The sequence below is a fragment of the Marinitoga arctica genome, assembly GCF_054657315.1.
This window is the reverse complement of sequence record NZ_BAAHYY010000006.1, coordinates 68,758-88,035: the sequence shown is the minus strand read 5'-3', so window position 1 is coordinate 88,035 and position 19,278 is coordinate 68,758. Positions and strand designations below refer to the sequence as shown.

The 19,278-nt window shown below is 27.2% G+C and carries 19 protein-coding genes; 10 read left to right on the top strand and 9 right to left on the bottom strand.

The genetic code is table 11. From position 1 onward, the window contains the following. Positions 1-6: 6 nt before the first annotated feature. The 5 genes from hflK to tmk are packed head-to-tail and all read left to right on the top strand — an operon-like array spanning position 7 to position 4,897. Positions 7-990: an FtsH protease activity modulator HflK gene (gene hflK / locus ACYQ44_RS03315; RefSeq protein ID WP_459995201.1), complete on the top strand. Its 984-nt coding sequence runs from the start codon at positions 7-9 to the stop codon at positions 988-990. Continuing rightward, a complete protein-coding gene (gene hflC / locus ACYQ44_RS03310; protein ID WP_459995200.1) occupies positions 987-1,847 on the top strand; it encodes a protease modulator HflC in 861 nt (286 codons plus the stop codon). Before hflK ends, hflC begins: the two co-directional genes overlap by 4 nt. Next, on the top strand, positions 1,847-3,616 hold the full coding sequence (locus tag ACYQ44_RS03305; RefSeq protein WP_459995198.1) for a hypothetical protein: 1,770 nt from the start codon (positions 1,847-1,849) through the stop codon (positions 3,614-3,616). Before hflC ends, ACYQ44_RS03305 begins: the two co-directional genes overlap by 1 nt. A gap of 2 nt (positions 3,617-3,618) precedes the next feature. Then, the gene (locus tag ACYQ44_RS03300) at positions 3,619-4,287 is read left to right on the top strand and encodes a tRNA1(Val) (adenine(37)-N6)-methyltransferase (protein WP_459995197.1); all 669 of its coding nucleotides are present in this window, start codon (positions 3,619-3,621) and stop codon (positions 4,285-4,287) included. Positions 4,288-4,297: 10 nt separating this feature from the next. Continuing rightward, positions 4,298-4,897, top strand: a complete 600-nt coding sequence (gene tmk, locus ACYQ44_RS03295; RefSeq protein WP_459995195.1) for a dTMP kinase — start codon at positions 4,298-4,300, stop codon at positions 4,895-4,897. Positions 4,898-4,920: 23 nt separating this feature from the next. Here tmk and ACYQ44_RS03290 read toward each other — a convergent pair whose 3' ends face one another. From ACYQ44_RS03290 to ACYQ44_RS03250, 9 genes are all read right to left on the bottom strand, one after another. Then, the gene (locus ACYQ44_RS03290) at positions 4,921-5,694 is read right to left on the bottom strand and encodes a GAF domain-containing protein (protein WP_459995194.1); all 774 of its coding nucleotides are present in this window, start codon (positions 5,692-5,694) and stop codon (positions 4,921-4,923) included. Positions 5,695-5,968: 274 nt separating this feature from the next. Continuing rightward, positions 5,969-6,391 carry a Fe-S cluster assembly sulfur transfer protein SufU gene (sufU, locus tag ACYQ44_RS03285; protein WP_459995192.1) on the bottom strand — a complete coding sequence of 141 codons (423 nt, stop codon included), beginning with the start codon at positions 6,389-6,391 and terminating at the stop codon, positions 5,969-5,971. Continuing rightward, a complete protein-coding gene (locus ACYQ44_RS03280) occupies positions 6,388-7,599 on the bottom strand; it encodes an aminotransferase class V-fold PLP-dependent enzyme (RefSeq protein WP_459995191.1) in 1,212 nt (403 codons plus the stop codon). Before ACYQ44_RS03280 ends, sufU begins: the two co-directional genes overlap by 4 nt. Further along, positions 7,556-8,782 carry a SufD family Fe-S cluster assembly protein gene (locus ACYQ44_RS03275; RefSeq protein WP_459995190.1) on the bottom strand — a complete coding sequence of 409 codons (1,227 nt, stop codon included), beginning with the start codon at positions 8,780-8,782 and terminating at the stop codon, positions 7,556-7,558. The genes ACYQ44_RS03280 and ACYQ44_RS03275 overlap by 44 nt, the downstream gene beginning before the upstream one ends. Positions 8,783-8,834: 52 nt before the next feature. After that, entirely contained in the window at positions 8,835-10,250 is a 1,416-nt protein-coding gene (sufB, locus tag ACYQ44_RS03270; RefSeq protein WP_459995188.1) for a Fe-S cluster assembly protein SufB, read from the bottom strand. Position 10,251: 1 nt separating this feature from the next. Further along, positions 10,252-11,028, bottom strand: a complete 777-nt coding sequence (gene sufC / locus ACYQ44_RS03265; protein WP_459995187.1) for a Fe-S cluster assembly ATPase SufC — start codon at positions 11,026-11,028, stop codon at positions 10,252-10,254. 193 nt (positions 11,029-11,221) lie between these two features. Beyond that, positions 11,222-11,941, bottom strand: a complete 720-nt coding sequence (locus ACYQ44_RS03260; protein ID WP_459995186.1) for a hypothetical protein — start codon at positions 11,939-11,941, stop codon at positions 11,222-11,224. Beyond that, positions 11,916-12,515: a hypothetical protein gene (locus ACYQ44_RS03255; RefSeq protein ID WP_459995185.1), complete on the bottom strand. Its 600-nt coding sequence runs from the start codon at positions 12,513-12,515 to the stop codon at positions 11,916-11,918. The genes ACYQ44_RS03260 and ACYQ44_RS03255 overlap by 26 nt, the downstream gene beginning before the upstream one ends. 17 nt (positions 12,516-12,532) lie before the next feature. Beyond that, on the bottom strand, positions 12,533-13,933 hold the full coding sequence (locus tag ACYQ44_RS03250; protein ID WP_459995183.1) for an aminopeptidase: 1,401 nt from the start codon (positions 13,931-13,933) through the stop codon (positions 12,533-12,535). A 211-nt stretch (positions 13,934-14,144) separates the two neighbouring features. Here ACYQ44_RS03250 and glpX point away from each other — a divergent pair, with 211 nt between their 5' ends. From glpX to pgsA, 5 genes are all read left to right on the top strand, one after another. Next, positions 14,145-15,191, top strand: coding sequence for a class II fructose-bisphosphatase (glpX, locus tag ACYQ44_RS03245; protein ID WP_459995182.1), 1,047 nt, complete (start codon positions 14,145-14,147; stop codon positions 15,189-15,191). Beyond that, positions 15,192-15,995 (top strand): SAM hydrolase/SAM-dependent halogenase family protein, encoded by an 804-nt coding sequence (locus ACYQ44_RS03240; protein ID WP_459995180.1) that lies wholly within the window; start codon positions 15,192-15,194, stop codon positions 15,993-15,995. Positions 15,996-16,108: 113 nt separating this feature from the next. Then, entirely contained in the window at positions 16,109-17,242 is a 1,134-nt protein-coding gene (locus ACYQ44_RS03235) for an ATP-binding protein (protein ID WP_459995179.1), read from the top strand. Between the two features lie 197 nt (positions 17,243-17,439). Next, positions 17,440-18,744, top strand: a complete 1,305-nt coding sequence (rimO, locus tag ACYQ44_RS03230; protein ID WP_459995178.1) for a 30S ribosomal protein S12 methylthiotransferase RimO — start codon at positions 17,440-17,442, stop codon at positions 18,742-18,744. Beyond that, the gene (pgsA, locus tag ACYQ44_RS03225; RefSeq protein WP_459995177.1) at positions 18,741-19,277 is read left to right on the top strand and encodes a CDP-diacylglycerol--glycerol-3-phosphate 3-phosphatidyltransferase; all 537 of its coding nucleotides are present in this window, start codon (positions 18,741-18,743) and stop codon (positions 19,275-19,277) included. The genes rimO and pgsA overlap by 4 nt, the downstream gene beginning before the upstream one ends. The last annotated feature ends 1 nt before the right edge of the window (position 19,278 follow it).

The following is a 19,278-nucleotide window of genomic DNA, read 5'->3' as shown; positions in this document are numbered from 1 at the left end:
GTAAGGATGACAGATAATTTTGAAGTTTTTGATGTTGGAGAAGAAAAACCTAAGAAAAAGAAAAACTTCTTCAAAAAAATTGTGTGGCTTGTAGTAATATTATTGATTTTAGGGTATTTTAGTACAAGTGTTTATCAAGTTGGGCCGTCAGAGATGGGATTGGTTTTGACTTTTGGTAAATATACTTCTTCAACAGGGCCTGGTATTCATTGGCATTTACCTTATCCATTTCAAACACATAGGATTGTAGATATTAAAACTTTGAAAAAGATTGAAATAGGATTTAGGACGGTGAATTATAGGGGTAGGATTGAATATCAACCAGTTACAGAAGAATCTTTGATGATTACGGGAGATGAAAATATTGTAAGTCTTGAAGCAGTTGTTCAATATAGAATTTCCGATCCTGTAAAATTTGAATTTAGAGTGTTAAATGGATTCGATATGGTTAAATTCGCAACAGAAAGTGTTTTAAGAGAAATGGTTGCAATTAATCCAATCGATAATGTTTTAACATCTGAAAGGGATAGAATTGCTATGGAAACCGCAGCAAAAGTTCAAAAGATATTAGATGAATATGGTGCAGGAATTAAGGTAGAAAATGTTTATTTACAAGAAGTTGCACCACCAGATGAAGTTGTTAAGGCTTTTGATGATGTTAATAGTGCAAAACAGGATAAAGAAAAGTTTATAAATGAAGCTAATAGATATGCTAATGATGTTATTCCTAAAGCAGAGGGACAGGCACAAAAAATATTAAGGGAAGCTGAAGCATATTCATATGAAACAGTTGCTGTTGCAACAGGTGAAGCTAAAAGGTTTAAGGCAATGTTGGAAGAATATAATGCAGCTAAGGATATAACAACTAAGAGAATTATATTAGAGGCTATTCAGGATTTATTAGAAAATTCTAAGCAGAAGATTATTGTTGATAGCTCTAATACGCTTAAATTGCTTAACTTACCTGAAATAGGTGGTGATACAAAATGACAAAAAGAACAAAATTAATCATATCAGGAATAATTTTAGTGATATTAATATTATTTTTTACAACATCTTTATTCATCGTGAATCAAGAACAACAAGCAGTAGTATTAAGATTTGGGCAAATTAAGAAAGTTGTTACAGAACCCGGTATAAGTTTTAAAACACCTTTTATTGATAATGTGGTAAAATTTGAGAGAAGGTTAATGTTATATGATATTGAACCTGAAAGAATTATTACAGCTGATAAGAAAACAGTTATTGTTGATACATATACAATTTGGAGAATAAATGATCCTAAAACATTTATGGAAAGTATGAGATCTGTACAATTAGCTTTAACTAGAATTGATGATGTAGTATATTCTAATGTTAGGGATTTAGTTGCAAAATATACATTAGATGAAGTTTTGTCTAAAAAAAGAGAAGAAATGCTAACTGAAATTACCAAAAGAAGTAGTGAAAATTTGAAACAATTTGGTATTGAAATTGTTGATGTTAGGGTGAAAAGAACAGATTTACCACCAGATATTTCAAAATCTGTATATAATAGAATGATGGCAGAAAGATATTCTATAGCTGCACAAATAAGAGCAGAAGGTCAAAGAGAGTCTGAAATTATTAAAGCAGAAGCTGATAAAAAAGTAAAGATTATAACTTCTGAAGCACAAAAAAATGCCGAAATCATAAGAGGTACAGCAGATGCAAGTGTTATTGCAATATATGCAGATGCATATGGACAAAATCCTGAGTTTTTTGAATTAAGAAGAATAGCAGATATATACAAAGAATCATTTAAAGATGGAATGTTAATTTTATCTCCAGATTCACCAATATTAAAATATTTGTATGAGGAGAAATAATGAGAAAAATTTTAATACCTGTTCTATTATTAATAATAATTTTGAGTTCATGTTTTTCACAGAATAAAAAAGTAGAAATAACAATTGAAGGTGACATTGTGTCACCTTCTTTTCCCATAAAAATAGATGTTAATATTGAAAATTATGAGTTAAAGTTTTTTGATAAAAATAATGTTGAAATTAATTATGAAAAAAATGGAGACGAGTATTATCTTTTAGATTTAAATGAAGGTGAAAATGAAATATATGTTCATGTGTACTCGGAAAAAAAGAAAATATTTGAAAAAGAAATAAAAGTTTTTTATGATAGTATCCCTCCAGAAATAGCTTTTTTGAATTATTATCTTAGAGGCGGTATCTTAAATATAACAGCATCTTCACCTGCAACAGATCTTAGAATGTTTGTTTTGGAAGATAAAGGTAAAAGATATGAGTTCAATATTAATTTAAAAATCCCCATTGAAAAAAATAAAGGGATAATTGAATATAAGTTATATGCTATAGATAAATATAATAATATATCAAAACCCAAAATAATAAGATTAAATACAAATGAAGATAAGAAACCAACGATTATAAATAATGATTTAATTGTTTCTCTTTTTGGAAAAACAAATATACAGGCAATTGATGATTGGACGCCAAGTGATCATTTGAGAATATATTTAAAAACAGAAAATAATAGTTATTCTTTGATAAATATAGATGAAGTGTTATTAGAAAATTCAAAGGAAGGTACATTGGTGGTTTTTGATAATGGAAATAATTTTACCGAAAAAAGAGTAAAAATTGAAGTAGAAAAAAATATTCCATCAATTGCAACAGGAAATCCGAGGTTGATAGATTTTTCTGTAGATACTTTTGGATGGAATTATGAAACTGATGTTGAATCATATGTTGTAGAAATACCATATGATTATGGATGGGAAGCTGAATTAGATACTAAAGCTGCATATGCAAGAGTAACAGATTCTAAAATTGCAATGATAAGAAAGAAAAATAAATTTGGAACATTGAGTTTTCCGTCTTATCCTACTATTCGTTTTTCAGGTACATTTGTACATCTTGTAAGAAATATCTTAGAGTCATCTGAAGATAATTTGTATTTGCCGCAGATTAATTCAGAATTTTTGATAGGTGGTCAGACAGTTCTTGGTGAGAAAAGCATAGTAATGGTTGAATCTGGTAGTACTTTAAAATTTGTTTCAAATTCAAAATTGATAATTAAAGGATTGTTTTTCATTATGCCTGGTGCAGGAAAGTCTTTGATTAGTGGTAATGGTGAAATTATAGTTGATGGTGGTATTTTTATTGCCTCAAAAACAATATTTGATAAGGTGCGAATAATTGGTAATAACGCTAAATTAATATATTTAGAAGATTCAGAATTTTTGAATGATTCAGATTTATTTTCTTCAAATGATTATAGAATATGCTTGTATAATACTTTAGGGTATAAGAGTACTATAAATTTATATAATACAGAAGAAGTATATATAAAAGAAAGTTCATTTAAAGATTTAAATTTGCAAAATGTTAGTATGTTAAATACAAGTAAATCTTTTTTTGTTAATATCAATTTAAGTAATTTAAGTAAAATGTTTTTAAATCAAACAAATGTGAAGAATATAATTCAAAAAGGATTTTCATGGTCTAAAATGATGAAATCAACAATTGATAAAATGGATATTTCTGATTATTCTAGAAGTATATTATATGAAACAAGAGTAGGTACAATTACTGAGAATACAAGTGTGGTGGTAAAGTGAATTTGGATAAAATTTTTAGAGAATTAAATTTAGAATCACCTAATAAATTTCATTTGCCAACACATGGAACAACATTTCTTATTGAAATTTCTAAATTTTTGAAGAATGAAAAAAAGATATTGGAGCTGGGTTCTGGAATTGGTAGTGTATCACTTGCTCTGGCAAAAATATATAAAGATATTGAAATTGTAGGATTTGAATTGCAAAAAGAACCATATGAATATTCTATTATTAATGTTAAAAACAATAATCTTGAAGATAGAGTAAAATTTATAAATGATGATGTTGATAATATAGAAATTTATATAGATAGAGAATCTATAGATTGTATTATAACAAACCCACCACATTATTCAGAAAAATCTTTAAAAAGTCCATTTGAAGATCGTAAAACTGCTAGAACATTTAATGAAAAAAGTTTAGAGAAATTTTTTAAAGCAGCAAGTTATGCATTGAAAAATAAAAAAAGAATGATTTTTGTTTATCATCCAACGTATTTTATAACTTTTTTAAATTTAGCTCAAAAATATAAATTTATGCTTCAGGAAATGTATATTGCTTATGGTAATGAAAATGGGACTGCTCAATTAATAGGAGGTGTTCTTAGGAAAAACGGTGGAGAAAATCTAAAAGTATATCCCCCTGTTTTTTTTAAAAGTAGTGGAAAATAAGGAGGTAATTATGCTTATAACTTTTGAGGGAATAGAGAGTTCTGGAAAGTCAACATTATCAAAAAAATTAAAAGAATATTTTGAATTAAAGAATTATTCGGTAATTTGGAATAGAGAACCAGGAGGTACAGAATTAGGCGAAAAAATAAGGGAATTACTTTTAGGAAATTATAATATATGTCATGTTAGCGAAGCTTTATTATTTGCAGCTAGTAGAGCCCAATTAGTGGAAGAATTAATTAAACCAAATAAGGATAAAATTATTATTTTAGATAGATTTGTGGATTCTTCAATAGTATATCAAGGATATGCAAGAGAATTAGGTTGGAAGGAAGTTTATGAGATAAATAAACATGCTCTTGATGGCATAATGCCTGATTTGACTATTGTGGTTGATGTTTCTGTTGAAACTTCTTTTAAAAGAATGGCTAATAAAACTAAAGATAGAATAGAGAGAGAAGGGAAAGATTTTTTTGAGAAAACAAGAGAAGGATTTTTAAAATTAAAAGAATGGTTTCCTGAAAGGAATATTGAAATAATTAGTGGAGAATTGGATTTAAATGAAGAACTTGATATATTATTGAAATTATTAAAAAAATATATAAGATAATAGAGCCCTTGTGGGCTCTATTATTAAAGTAATATAACTTCTTTTAATTCATTAATATTTTTAATATCTTCTGGTATTTTATATAAAAAGTATTCAAAATTTGGAATGATTTTGTTTTCCCAGAAAATAGGTTTTGAAAGGATTTTTTTTACTTCTGTTTTGAAAAAATATTCTGATATATAGTTGGACAATATAAAGAATGTATCCTTTTCAAAAGAAATATAATCGTCAGGAAATAAATTATTTACTCTATCTATTAAACAACTTAAAACATTTTGATCATCTAAAAAGTTTTTATAACGTGCAGTCAAAAATATAAATTCTTCATATAAGTTAAAAAACTCTTCTGCTTTTTCAAATATGAAATCTTTAGTATAAGTACCATTATTTTCGATATTTGATTTTTTTAATAAAAACGCTTTGTTAAGCAATTTTTTTCTTTTTAATATTGAGGAATATGCTATACTTATAAAATTAGCGAAACTTTTTGATAATGAAATAATTTCATCGGTAAAGATATTTTTATCAGTGTAATTATCTATATTTAAAAAACCTATATTTTTATCGTTCATAATTATAGGTACAGATAAATATGTTTTTATTTTTAATAGGTTTCCACCTTTAACTAATAGTTCTAATTGTTCAGGATCTTCTCTTTCAACTTTTGTTTTTATAATATGAGTGCTATGGAATTTTTCTTTATATATATTTTCAGAACTAAAGCTTATTTTTTTTAAAAATTCCATATTATGACCTTTGACGGCAATATATTTATAATATCCGTCAATATCACGCAAAATAATACTTCCTGTAGTCAGGTTTTTATTCATGGAAATCAGGTTAAATAGAATGGTTTCAAATATATTTTGCATATCATAAAAATTGGAAAAATTTTGCTCAGAGATTTTTTTCAAGATACTAGAAAATAAATTTAAAAGATTTTCTTCTTTTATAATAATCAACCCCCGATTTTTAATTTTCAAATTATATTATAGCAAAATAATGAAACATATTCTCTTTTTAATTAAAATTTTACCATAATTTTACTATAAAAAAACTCCCTAAGGAGTTTTATTCTAATTCATCTAAAGAGTTTTCTAAAGTATGCCACGCTAGTGTAAAACATTTTACTCTTACTGGAAATTTAGAAATTTCTGAATATATAGCAACATTACCAATTTCATCTTCATTGAATTCATCACCTTGTGCCATTTTTTCTACTTCTTCCAATATTTTTTTTACTTCGTCTAATGTTTTTCCTTCTATAGTTTCACATAATAGGGCAGCGGATGATTGACTTACTATACATCCATGACCACTAAATTTTGCTTCTTTTACTATATTATCTTCTATTTTTAAAAAAAGAGTTATTTCATCTCCACAAGATAAGTTTTTTCCATCTTCTTTTATGGTTGCTTCAGGGATTTCGCCTTGAAATTGAGGATTTCTTGCATAATCTAATATAATATCTGAATATAAATCTTCCAAGCTCATTTAAACCACTCCTTAATATATTTTAAACCTTCAATTAGTCTATTAACTTCTTTTTCTGTATTATAAAAATAAAAACTTGCTCTACAAACAGATTTTGTACCTAATTGCTTTAAAAGTGGTTGAGCGCACAAATGACCGCTTCTAACAGCCACACCGAATTTATCACTTAAAATTTGTGCAACATCATGTGGATGGATATTATCAATATTAAATGTAATTATTGAAATTCTATCTTCTGGTCCGTATAGTTTTACGAAATCCAATTCTTTGATTTTTTCTATAGCATATTTTGTTAATTTTTCAGAATGTTTTTTTATATTATCCATTCCTATTTTATTTATGTATTCAATAGCAGCTTTTAATCCTATAGCGCCACCAACGTTAGGTGTTCCAGCTTGAAATTTTTCTGGCAGTTCGGCGAAATCAGTTTGTTCAATGCTCACCCAGTTTATCATTTCCCCGCCATAATGAAAAGGAGGAAGTTTTTTTAACAATTTTTTCTTGCCGTAAAAAATACCTATTCCCATAGGGCCCAGCATTTTATGTCCAGAAAAAGAAAGAAAATCAATATCCATTTCATTAACATCAATACCAAAATGTGGAACTAATTGGGCTCCGTCTATATGAATTAAAATATTTTTTTCATGGGCATAATCAATGATTTCTTTTATAGGAATTAATTGACCAGTGACATTTGAAAGACCAGTTACACTAATTAACTTAGTTTTTTCGTTTATATTGGATAAAAATTCATCAAGTTTAAAAATACCATCTATTGGATTATAATATTTCACATTGAAATTAAAAGTTTTAGCTAATTGTTGCCATGGAACGAAGTTTGAATGATGTTCTATTGAAGTAATTAAAACCTCTCCATTTTCAAGCCACCCGCTCTTTCCAATTGAATAAGCAAATAGATTAATAGATTCAGTTGTACCTTTTGTGAAAATTGTCTCTTGTGTTTTAGCATTTATAAATTTTGCTACAACTTTTCTTGCATTTTCATACATTTCAGTAGCTTCATTAGAAAGCAAATGTGCCCCACGGTGCACATTTGCGTTATGATAATCATAGAAATCTTTTATAGCATTAGTAACATTAACAGGTGTTAATGTAGTAGCAGCATTATCAAAATATACTAAATTTTTTCCATTAATTTTTCTATCAAGAATTGGAAAATTCTCTATCAAATCTTTTTTGTATAACATCTCTTAATTCCCCCGCTAATTTAGTATTGTATTTACTTACAAATTCTATAGATGGTTCAAAAATACCAAAAGCAATTTCCTTTTTAGCTTCATTTTTACTATAACCTCTTGTCATCATATAATACAATTGATCCTCTTCAATGCTTCCAATACTTGCTGCATGTCCAGCAGTAACTTCGTTTTCATCTACGTATAGTGAAGGATAGGCCATTACTTTTGCTTTATCTGAAAGTATAAGATTAAAATCTTGTTCATTGGCGTTAGCTTCTTTAGCTCCTTTTTTTATATCAAGATTACCTCTAAATATTACTCTAGAAGAATCCATTAAAACACCATGTCCCAATATATGACCAAATGTTTCTGGAGCATAATACCTTATTAAATAGAACATATCTATAATTTCTTCATTTTGAGTTAAATAGTAAGGATAAATATTTATATTACCTTTTTCTTCAGCCATTCTTACAATAATATGAGGAGCAGTGACCTTTCCTCCAATGTTAATATCATATATAATTACATTAGATTGTTCACCTATATCAAGAAAAATATTATCTGTTGAGATATCATTATCAAATAAATTTATGTTTATGATAGTCAATTCTGAATTTTTGCTCAATCTTCCCCGTAAAGAAGATATTTTAGAGCTATTACCTTTTGATTTAACAAATCGTATTAATGTAGCTTTACTATTTTCAGCTAAATTTATTATGCCTAAATCATATAAAGGGTTTTTATTGTCGATTATTGATTCTGTTGTATAAACAGAGTGTTCTTGGTTTTTTTCTGTTTTTAAATAGAATCCACTATTGAAAAATATGTCAGACATTAATAAGAATTTTCTATGAGATCCATCAAAGTCCATATCATTTAATATTTCAATTCCTTCATCATCAAGATCATTTAAACTTTTTAGATTTTCTGATGAAAGAGAGTTAAATTTTGAGATAAAAGGTATTGGATCAAAACCATTTAATTTAGCTCTTTTCCATTTAGGGAATCCCATTTTTTTATACTCTTCAAATCTATTTAATCTAAATTTATTTAATTCATTATTTGTAAAAACCTTTTTTGATTCATCTATTTCAATTATACCATAATCTTTTTTAGATTCTATTTCTGGCACTTGCCATTCTGTTGCGAAAAAATCATCATGTCTTAAAATAAGAGCTTTTTCATACATAGATACACCTCCGGTGATAAATTTAATTATAAATTTTTGAATACTTTTTAATCTATCCTATAGAAGATTCTACTTCTAAATTAATTAATTTATTTAATTCTAATGCATATTCTAAAGGTAATTCTTTTACTAACGGTTCAATGAAACCTCTAACAATCATGTTTTTAGCATCAATTTCTGATAATCCTCTAGACATTAAATAGTAAATTTGATCTTGTGAAATTCTTCCGATTTTTGCTTCATGTCCTACATCAGCATCATCAGTTAATACTTCAATTAAAGGAACAGTATCACTCTTTGATTTGTTATCAAGCATTAAAGCATTACATTCTACTGCAGATTTAGCACCTTTAGCATTTTCTCCAATTTTCACCCAACCTCTATAAAATGCCCATCCGCCACCTATACTAATACTTCTGGCATTTACAATAGAACTTGTGTATGGTGCTAAATGAAATACTTTTGAACCAGTATCTAGATGTTGATTTGGACCTGCATATGTTAAAGTTACAGAACTATTTTTAGCACCTTTTCCCCTTAAAATGGTCATAGGATATAACATGGTTTTAAAACTACCAAGAGATCCTGATACCCATTCCATAGATCCATCTTCATCAACTATTGCTCTTTTTGTATTTAAATTATATGTATTTTTACTCCAATTTTGAATTGTGGAGTATTTCATTTTAGCGCCTTTTTTTACATATATTTCAACCATACCAGCATGTAAATTAGTAACATTATAAAATGGAGCTGAACAACCTTCAATAAACTCAACTTCTGCTCCTTCATCTGCAATGATTAATGTATGTTCTAATTGACTCATTCCGGGATTATTCATCCTAAAATATGCTTGTAAAGGTAAAGGAACTTTAACTCCCTTTGGAACATATAAGAAAGAACCACCACTCCATAATGCGCCGTGTAAAGCAGCGTATCTATGGTTATGTGAAGGTACTAATTTCATGAAATATTCCTTAACTAAGTCAGGATATTCTTTAACAGCTGTTTCCATATCTAAAAAGACAACACCCAAATCATTTAATTCTTTTTGAATGTGTTGATATACAACTTCTGAATCGTATTGCGCCCCAACGCCAGCTAATGCTTTTCTTTCAGCTTCTGGAATTCCAAGTTTTTCAAAGGTATCTTTTATTTCTTCTGGTACTTCGTCCCAGGATGCGGATTTTTTAGCATCTGGTTTCATATATGCAACGATTTTACTTAGATCTAATTTTCTTATATCAACACCAAAATGTGGTTCATGATAATTTTCGAAAATTTTGAAAGCCTGTAATCTGTGTTCTAACATCCATTTTGGTTCGTTTTTAGCTTCTGAAATTTCTCTTATAACCTTTTCATTTAATCCTGGTGGTGTTTTATATGCATATTTTGCTTCATTTCTAAAATCAAATTTAGATTGATTTATCATTAAATCTTCATAATTTATTTCATTAACATCTTTCATATTACCACTCCTTCACAGTATTTGCGTCAACATCAGTATACTCACTTAATACTGTGTATCCCTTTTCTTCAATTTCTTCTGCAAGTTTAGCATCGCCAGTGTATACAATTTTTCCATCAACGTATACATGAACATAATCGGGATGTAAATATTTTAATATTCTCTGATAATGTGTAATCATTAATATACTCATATCATCTGATCTTAATTTATTTATAGCGTCTGCAACATCACGCAAAGCATCAACATCAAGTCCTGAATCTATTTCATCTATAATAACTAATTTTGGTTTTAAAAAGAATAATTGTAATATTTCACTTTTTTTCTTTTCTCCACCGGAAAATCCGGAATTTACATATCTATCTAAAAATTCTGGTTTGAGATTTATATCCTCACATAATTTTTTTAACCTTTTGTTTAATTCTATAGGGGAAATTTTTTCTTCAGGATGCATATGTCTATATGCGTTTATTAAAAATTGTCTCATTTTAACCCCTTCGATTTCTTGTGGGTGTTGAAATGTTAAAAATATCCCTTTTTTTGCTCTTTCATTTGTATCTAAATCTAATATATTTTCACCTTCAAATAAAATTTCACCATCAGTTACTTCGAATTTAGGAGAACCCATTATAACATTTGATAATGTAGATTTACCAGATCCGTTAGGCCCCATTAAAACATGAGTTTCTCCAGCATTAATATCTAAATTTACACCTTTTAAAATTTCTTTGTTATCTTCTATAACCTTTGCTTTTAAATTTTTCACCTCTAACAACATTTTAATTCCTCCCTTTTTTATCGTATTTATTCTACTTACATTATACTAAATATGATAAAAAAAGTCAAATTATATTTTGTACTTTTTGTAACTAATTGTAGGATTTTTTATTAATAAAAATAGAGGGTAAAAAACCCTCTATAATGAATTGACCAAAAATATGAAAAAAAGTAGGTTATAATTATTTTTGACTTTATAAATGTTTTAATAAAATTTCGGCTTTTTTTTCATCAAATTTGGTTATTCCATTTTTAAATTTTGAAAGCGATTTCAGATTAAATTTTAATACAATATGTTCTTTTAATTTATATTTAACAACTTTATTGTTTTCAGGTTTATAAATAGAAAGATTATTATTATCAAAAGAAATTATATATGTAGATAATGCTGTAGAAATAGAATTTAATTCATAATCTTCTATTTTACAAGAAATGTTATTTATAACAATAAAATAAGGATTTTCAATTCTTATATCTAATAATTGATATAATAATTCAGATGAATTGGTTAAAAAGTAAAAATTAGATGTTTTAAAATAGGTAATATTATTATTTTTAATTTTTTTAATTGTATTTTCTTTTATTAGATAAAGTTTATTTTTATATAAAATCAAAAGAGGTACACTATATATTTCTGCAATTTCAGAAATATATTTTATATATTTTTTTGAAAAATTGTTTAATACAATAAATCCTATTTTATTGCTAAATTTAGAAAAACTATGCAAATGAGATATAAATTTAAATATATGTTTTATTTTCAATAGTTTTAATGACATTGTTCCAAAATTAATTAAATATAAGTTAGAATCATCATATGATGATTCATTAGGTAAATTGTAATAATAATGCTTTAATTTTTTAAATAGCAATTTTTCAGTTAATATGTCAATAAAATTTTTCGTTGAACCCACCTACTTTTTTTACAAAAGAAGATAATTTGTTACGAAGTTTGTTTCTATAAAAACCATGAAGCATAATGATATTTTCTTTATTTTTTTTAATATCCATATAAGCATAAGGAGAATCTTTAAAAATAATAGGTTCATTTTTATTGGGATAAAAATAAGAAATTTCGTGTTTTTCTTGGTATATTTTAAATAATAAAATTGGTATATTTACAAGAAACATATTTGATAAAATCACATTTAAAAGATAATTATATGATGACTTACTTAATAAGTCAATTCTCATTACTATTAAATTGATATTTCTAATTTTGGCATAAAAATAGTTTTCAAATTTAAACCCTTCTTGTTGTAATAAGAAAAAGATTTTATTTTCATTATTTAAATTTATTATTCTATCTTCAAATGAAACTAAATTTTCTTCTGATAAACCATTAAAAATATTAACATTGTCTTTATTTAATATAACAGAAACCCCACTCTGGTCCAAGAAAGACCAGGAATGGGATGTAATATTTATATTTATATTATCATTTTCAAACTCCATTAAATGAATGGGAGAGCCAGCAAAGATTTTCAAAATTTCACTTCCAATAATTAGTTGTTATTCAAAAATACCTTGTATGCATAATAAGTTTCGTATAAATCTCCTTTTGAAGCTAATTCATAAGGAGAATGCATGCCTAAAAGTGGTACCCCAGCATCTATAACATGTAACCCTTTTTCTGCAAAAAATTTAGCGATTGTTCCGCCTCCACCTTGGTCAACTTTTCCTAATTCTCCTGTTTGCCATATTACATCGTTTTCATTAAATATTTTTCTTAATTTTCCAAATACCTCTGCATTTGCATCATTTGTGGATGATTTTCCACGAGCGCCGGTGTATTTTGCAATAGCAATCCCATAACCGAGTTTTGGAGCATTTGCAGGGTCATGAACATCTTTGAAATTAGGATCAAATGCTGCAGTAACATCAGCTGAAAGTAATGTTGAATTTAACAATGTATCGTCCATATCTAGTTCTATATTAGTGCTACCTTCTAAATGTAATAATTTTCTAACAACTTTAATCCAGAAATGATGTTTCGCACCTGTATTTCCGTCACTTCCAATTTCTTCTTTATCTGTTAAAATAATAGCAGCACTTCTTATTTTTGGTTCTGATTCAATTAATGCCGTTAAAGAAGTATAAGAACAAATTCTATCATCATGGCCATATGCGGCTATTAATGATCTGTCTAAACCAACATCTCTTGCAGGTAAAGAAGGTACAACCTCCAATTCAGCAGAAATTAAATCTTCTTCTACGATTCCATACTTTTCATTTAAAATTTTTAAAATATTTAATTTAATGCCATCTTTTACTTCCTCATCATAAGAAATAGAAATTGTTCCTAATAATAAGTTTAAACTTTCTCCTTTAAATATTTCTGAGACATCTCCTTTTCTTCTATCTAAGTGTGGTAATAAGTCTGAAATTACAAATACGGGGTCATCTGGATTATCTCCAATTGAAATATCTATTTTTGTTCCATCACCCTTTATTACTACTCCATGCAATTCTAAAGGAATATTTAACCATTGATATTTTTTCACGCCACCATAATAATGAGTTTTTGCCATAGCTACGCCTGTATCTTCTATAATGGGTTCTGGTTTTAAATCAAGTCTTGGAGCATCAACATGAGCACCGACTATATTTATACCGTTTTTTAAACTACCTTTTATTTTAATAGCAAAAATTGCTTTTGAATTATTAATATAATATACTTTGTCTCCATCTTCAATTTTACCTTTATTTAAGTAAAAATCTAAAGGTTTAAATCCATGTTTTTCCAATTCTTTTACGGTGTATTCAATGGCTTTTCTTTCTGTTTTTGAGTAATTTATAAATTTTTTATATTCTTTTGAATAACTGTCTATGATTTTTTTATCTCTTTTTTCCCATGTGGTTATTTTTTTTCTAAAAAGTTTATCTTTTAGTTTTTTTATTTCCATGATAATCACCCCTCCAAATAGTTTTTTCAATTAAATTGTATCATAATATATATATATTTCAAAGTGTGAAAATTGTTTCATAATTTTTATCATTGAGTTTAAATAGTTATATTTAGATAATATTGCATTAAACGAAGATTTTAAAAAGAAGTATTTTTTAGTATAATAATAATGGAGAAATAATATAAAAAATATAGTTAGGGGGGATTTCATGAAAGATAAAATTGATAGGGAAATAACACTTGATTTAGTAAGAGTTACTGAAGCAGCAGCATTAACAAGCAGTTTGCATTTGGGTATGGGAGATAAGAATGCGGTGGATCAAGCTGCTGTGGACGCAATGAGGGGAATGTTGGATTATATTGAAATAAAGGGTACAGTTATAATAGGTGAAGGTGAAAAAGATGAGGCGCCAATGCTATATATAGGCGAGAAAGTTGGTACTTGGAATGAAGATGATGATGAATATGATATTGCGGTAGATCCTATTGATGGTACAAGGTTAGTAGCTTATGGATTACCAAATGCAATAAGTGTTATGTTGCTAGCAGAAAGAGGTAAGTTGGCATATTTACCAACATTTTATTCATATAAACTTGCGGTTGGGCCTGATTTAAAAGGACTGTTGGATATTAGAAGTTCTATAAGAGAGAATTTAAGAGTAGCAGCAGCAGCTTTGAAAGTTCCAGTTAGTGAGATAACTGTAGTTGTTTTAAATAGAGATAGACATAGCAAAATTATCGATGAGATTAGAGAAGTAGGTGCAAGAATAAAATTAATAGGTGATGGAGATATAGCTGCAGCAATAGCTACAGCTATGCCGGATAGTGGAGTTGATATATATATAGGTATAGGAGGATCGCCCGAAGCGGTACTAGCAGCAGGAGCTTTAAGGACACTAGGTGGAGAATTACAAGTTCAATTATATCCTCAATCAAATGAAGAAAAAGATAAATTAATTGAAGAAGGTTGGGATCTAAATAAGGTATATTATACAGAAGATTTGGCTGGTGGTGAGAATGTTATTTTCTCAGCTACGGGTGTGACAGATGGAGACTTTTTAAAAGGCGTTCATTTTTATAAAGGGAAAGCTATAACAGAAAGTATTGTAATGAGATATAAAACAAGAACAATTAGAAGAATTACAACATATCATGATTTGAAATATAAAACTATTAGATTAAAATCAACAGAGGGGGATTTGAAATTATTAAATATAAATAAAAAAAGAGAGGATTATCCTGGGGGAGGTATTTAAATGATAGCTTTTTTCACTGATTGGGGAAATGATAGCCATTATGTGGGCGTTTGTAAAGGTGTAATGAAAACTATTAATAAAAATGCAGAAATAATAGATGTTTTACATGAAACTAAAAAATTTGATCCAAAAGTAAATGCATATATATTGCATAGATTTTCAAAAGATTTTCCCGAAGGGACAATCTTTTTGAGTGTTATAGATGCAGGAGTGGGTAGTAATAGAAAGCCTGTTATTATGAAAGCAAAAAAGAGGAATTATTATTTTATTGCACCAGATAACGGGCTCCTGACCTTAGTTGCAGAAGAATATGGAATTGATAAGTTGGTAGAAATAAGTAATGAGAAATATTTTTTTAAAAAACAGTATTCAACAACATTTCATGGTAGAGATATTTTCTCTCCAGCAGCAGCATACTTATCCAAAGGTGTTCCTTTAGAAGAGTTTGGTCCTGAATTAGACGATATTAATTTATTTAGATATAAAAAACCAGAGATAAAAAATGAAAGTATAGAAGGAGAAATTATATTTTTTGATACATTTGGAAATATACAAACAAATATACCTGCAGAATTAGGGGATACATTATTTAAAAAAGATGATGAAATAATAATCCATTTAGAGGATAGAAAAATTAAAGCATATTATGAAAGAATTTTTAGTGATGTATTGCCAGGTGAATTATTGATTCATCCCGAAAGTACAGGTTTTTTAGAAATAGCAATTAATCAAGGAAGTGCTAAAGATGTTTTGGAATTAGAAAGTGAGGGAGCTGAGATAATATTAAGAAAAGAAAATTCTTAGGTTGGGATTTATCAACGAAGATAGCTATTTTTCATATGGTAATATTATTTATATTGTTGTATATTCTTAATATTTTACATTATTGGTATTTGTTACCAATTGATTTTTTTGTTATGTATTTTTTGATTTATTTTTTTGTTGAAAAAAGACTTTTAAGAATATTGCATAAAGGAAATGCTTATTCAACGAAATATTATAATCTTGAATATTCGGGGATATTTAGAGATTTAGATGAAATGTTAAGGACTTATGCAATTTTATTATCTAAAGAAAGAGAAGGGTTAAAAGAATATTATGATAAATTTAATGCAATATTTGATAATATAGGTTCTGGAGTTTTAGTGTTTGATGAAAATGGGATTTTGCAAAAATCTAATCAAAAAGCAAAAGAAATAATTTATAATATTCAATTAAAATATGGGATGCAATTATCGGATATTTTTATTAAAAGTGGAATAAAAATAACGCTTGAATCTGGGCTGTATGAGATATATTCAAAAAAATTAAAAAAGAATTTGCAATTAATTGTAAGTAAGAAGAGTAATTTTATTATTATAGCTATTAATGATGTTACGTATTATAAAAAGTTAAAAAGAAATTTGGAAAATGCAAGGCACTTTGCTCGGCTAGGAGAAATATTGGCTGACGCGGCCCATGGGTTAAAAACACCAATAGCGAGATTAAAAATGACATTTCAAATGTATGAAATTACACAAGATAAAAAATATTTAATTCAGGTAAGTAATGAAATAGAGAACATACAAAAAATTGTTCAAGAAACATTACAATTGTTTAAAATGACAGAAGAAATAAAGATTTTTAATGTAAATCAAATAATGAAAGAAATAATTAATAACTTTAAAGAAACGTATCCAGAGATTAAATTTATTTTTGAAGAAAAAACAAATATCAATATAAAAAGTGATATTTGGATATTTAAATCGGCAATATTTAATGTAATTCAAAATGCTATTGATGCTGTTTTAATAAAAAAAGGAAAAAGCTGTTTGGTAATAAAATTATTAGAAAAGAAAAAATATTATAAAATAATGATTTATGATAATGGTATTGGAATGTCGTCTGAAGAAAAAGAAAATTTTTTAAAACCATTTTTTACAACTAAAGATTTTGGAACTGGATTAGGAACTGTATTTTTAGAACGATTTATTATTTTTCAAAATGCAAGGTTAAAAGTAAATTCAATAAAAAATAGTGGTACAATAATAAGTTTAATTTTAGAAAAGTAAAATTGATATTGAATAACAATCACTCATGATATTCTAGAAATTCCATTATTTTTATTTGAATATTTTGTTGTATCCATAGTGAACATAGTTCACTATTTTTTTTAGAATGTAAATTTTTTATTTTTTATTCTATAAAATATAAGCGAAGTATAAAAAATATGTTATAATTATAGTTAGACTTATTTTGGGAGGAGAATATGAAAGAAAAAGTATATATTTTAACATTGGGCTGCCCAAAGAATGAGGCAGATATGGATGTTTTAAAGGGTATTTTTTTACAAAAAGGGTATGAATTGACTGATAATCCTAATGATGCTGATTATTCTATAGTAGACACATGTGGTTTTATTGAACCGGCTAAAGAAGAGTCAATTAATGAAATTTTTAATTTAGTTTCGATAAGAGAAAATAACCCTAATATGAAAATTATACCTATAGGATGTCTTGTTGAAAGATATTATGATGATTTAAAAAAAGAATTGACAGAGGTTGACGGGTTAATAGGAGTAGTGCCTCCAGAAAAAATTGTTGATGCAATTGAAAAAAAGAATTACTTTTTTAAATTGCCAAAACCATATGATGTATATGAATGCAATTATAGAATAGTTCAAAATAAACCATTTGCATATATCAAAATTGCAGATGGATGTAATAGAAAATGTGCTTTTTGTTCAATTCCTTATTTTAAGGGAGAACCTGTAAGTAGAAAAATTGAGGATATAAAAAAAGAAGCAGAGTTTCTAATAAATAATGGAGTTAAAGAAATAGTTTTAGTTTCTCAAGACAATACTTTATATGGAGTGGATTTATATAAAAAACAAGCATTACCAGAACTTTTGAGAGAAATCAATTCTATTGAAGGTGATTTCTGGATAAGAGTGATGTATTTGCATCCGGATTTTGTAAACGATGAAATTATAGAAGCTATAAATACGCTTGATAAAGTTGTAAAATATTTCGACATTCCTATGCAGCACGGTTCAGATAATGTGTTAAATCTAATGGGAAGAGTTAGAAAAAAACAACAATTGAAGGAGATTATTTCCAAGATAAGGAAAAATCCTGATGCAATTATTAGAACAACTATAATTGTAGGATTTCCTGGTGAAACACATGAGGATTTTGAAGCGTTAATGAACTTTGTTGATGAGGTGGAATTTGATAGATTAGGCGCTTTCACGTATTTTGATGAAGAAGGTACTCCATCATATTTGTTACCTAATAAAGTTGATGAAGTAACAAAAGAGAAAAGAATGGAAGAATTAATGGAATTACAAAAGGAAATATCTTCTGAAAAATTAGAAAGATTTGTTGGAAAAACATTAAAAATTTTAGTAGAAGAGTATGAAAATGATGTCTATATAGGTAGGGCATATTCTGATGCACCAGAGATCGATGGGTCTGTATTTTTTAAATCTGAATCTAAATTAGGAATAGGAGAATTTATAGAGGTTGAGATAGTAAATTCATCCGAATATGATTTGGAGGGTATAGCAAAATGACAATTTGGACTGTACCTAATATTTTGACTTTTATACGAATTTTAGCAACGATTCCTATATTTATGATTACTTATAATGAAAAATATTATTTATTGGCTTTTTTTGTATATATTTTAGTATCATTAACCGATTTATTAGATGGATATATTGCTAGAAAATATAATCTTGTTAGCGATTTTGGGAAATTCATGGATCAAATTGCAGATAAAATTTTAATAAATGCACTATTTATCGTTTTTCTAGAAGTTCATAAATTGCCAGGATGGTTTGTTGCTATTATTATTGTTAGGGATATTTTTATTAGTGGGTTAAGAATGTATCTGGCTAATAAGAATGTAGTTGTAGCTGCAGATAAATGGGGAAAAATAAAAACATTTTTACAAACAATTTTAATAGCATCACTTTATTTGACGCCGACATTTTCATTTTTGGGGAATTTTAATTTTATATTAATTTTATTAACAGCATTTTCTTCTATTTTCTCGGGGTATAACTATTTGGCAAAAAACATGGCCTATTTTAAGGGGGAGTAAA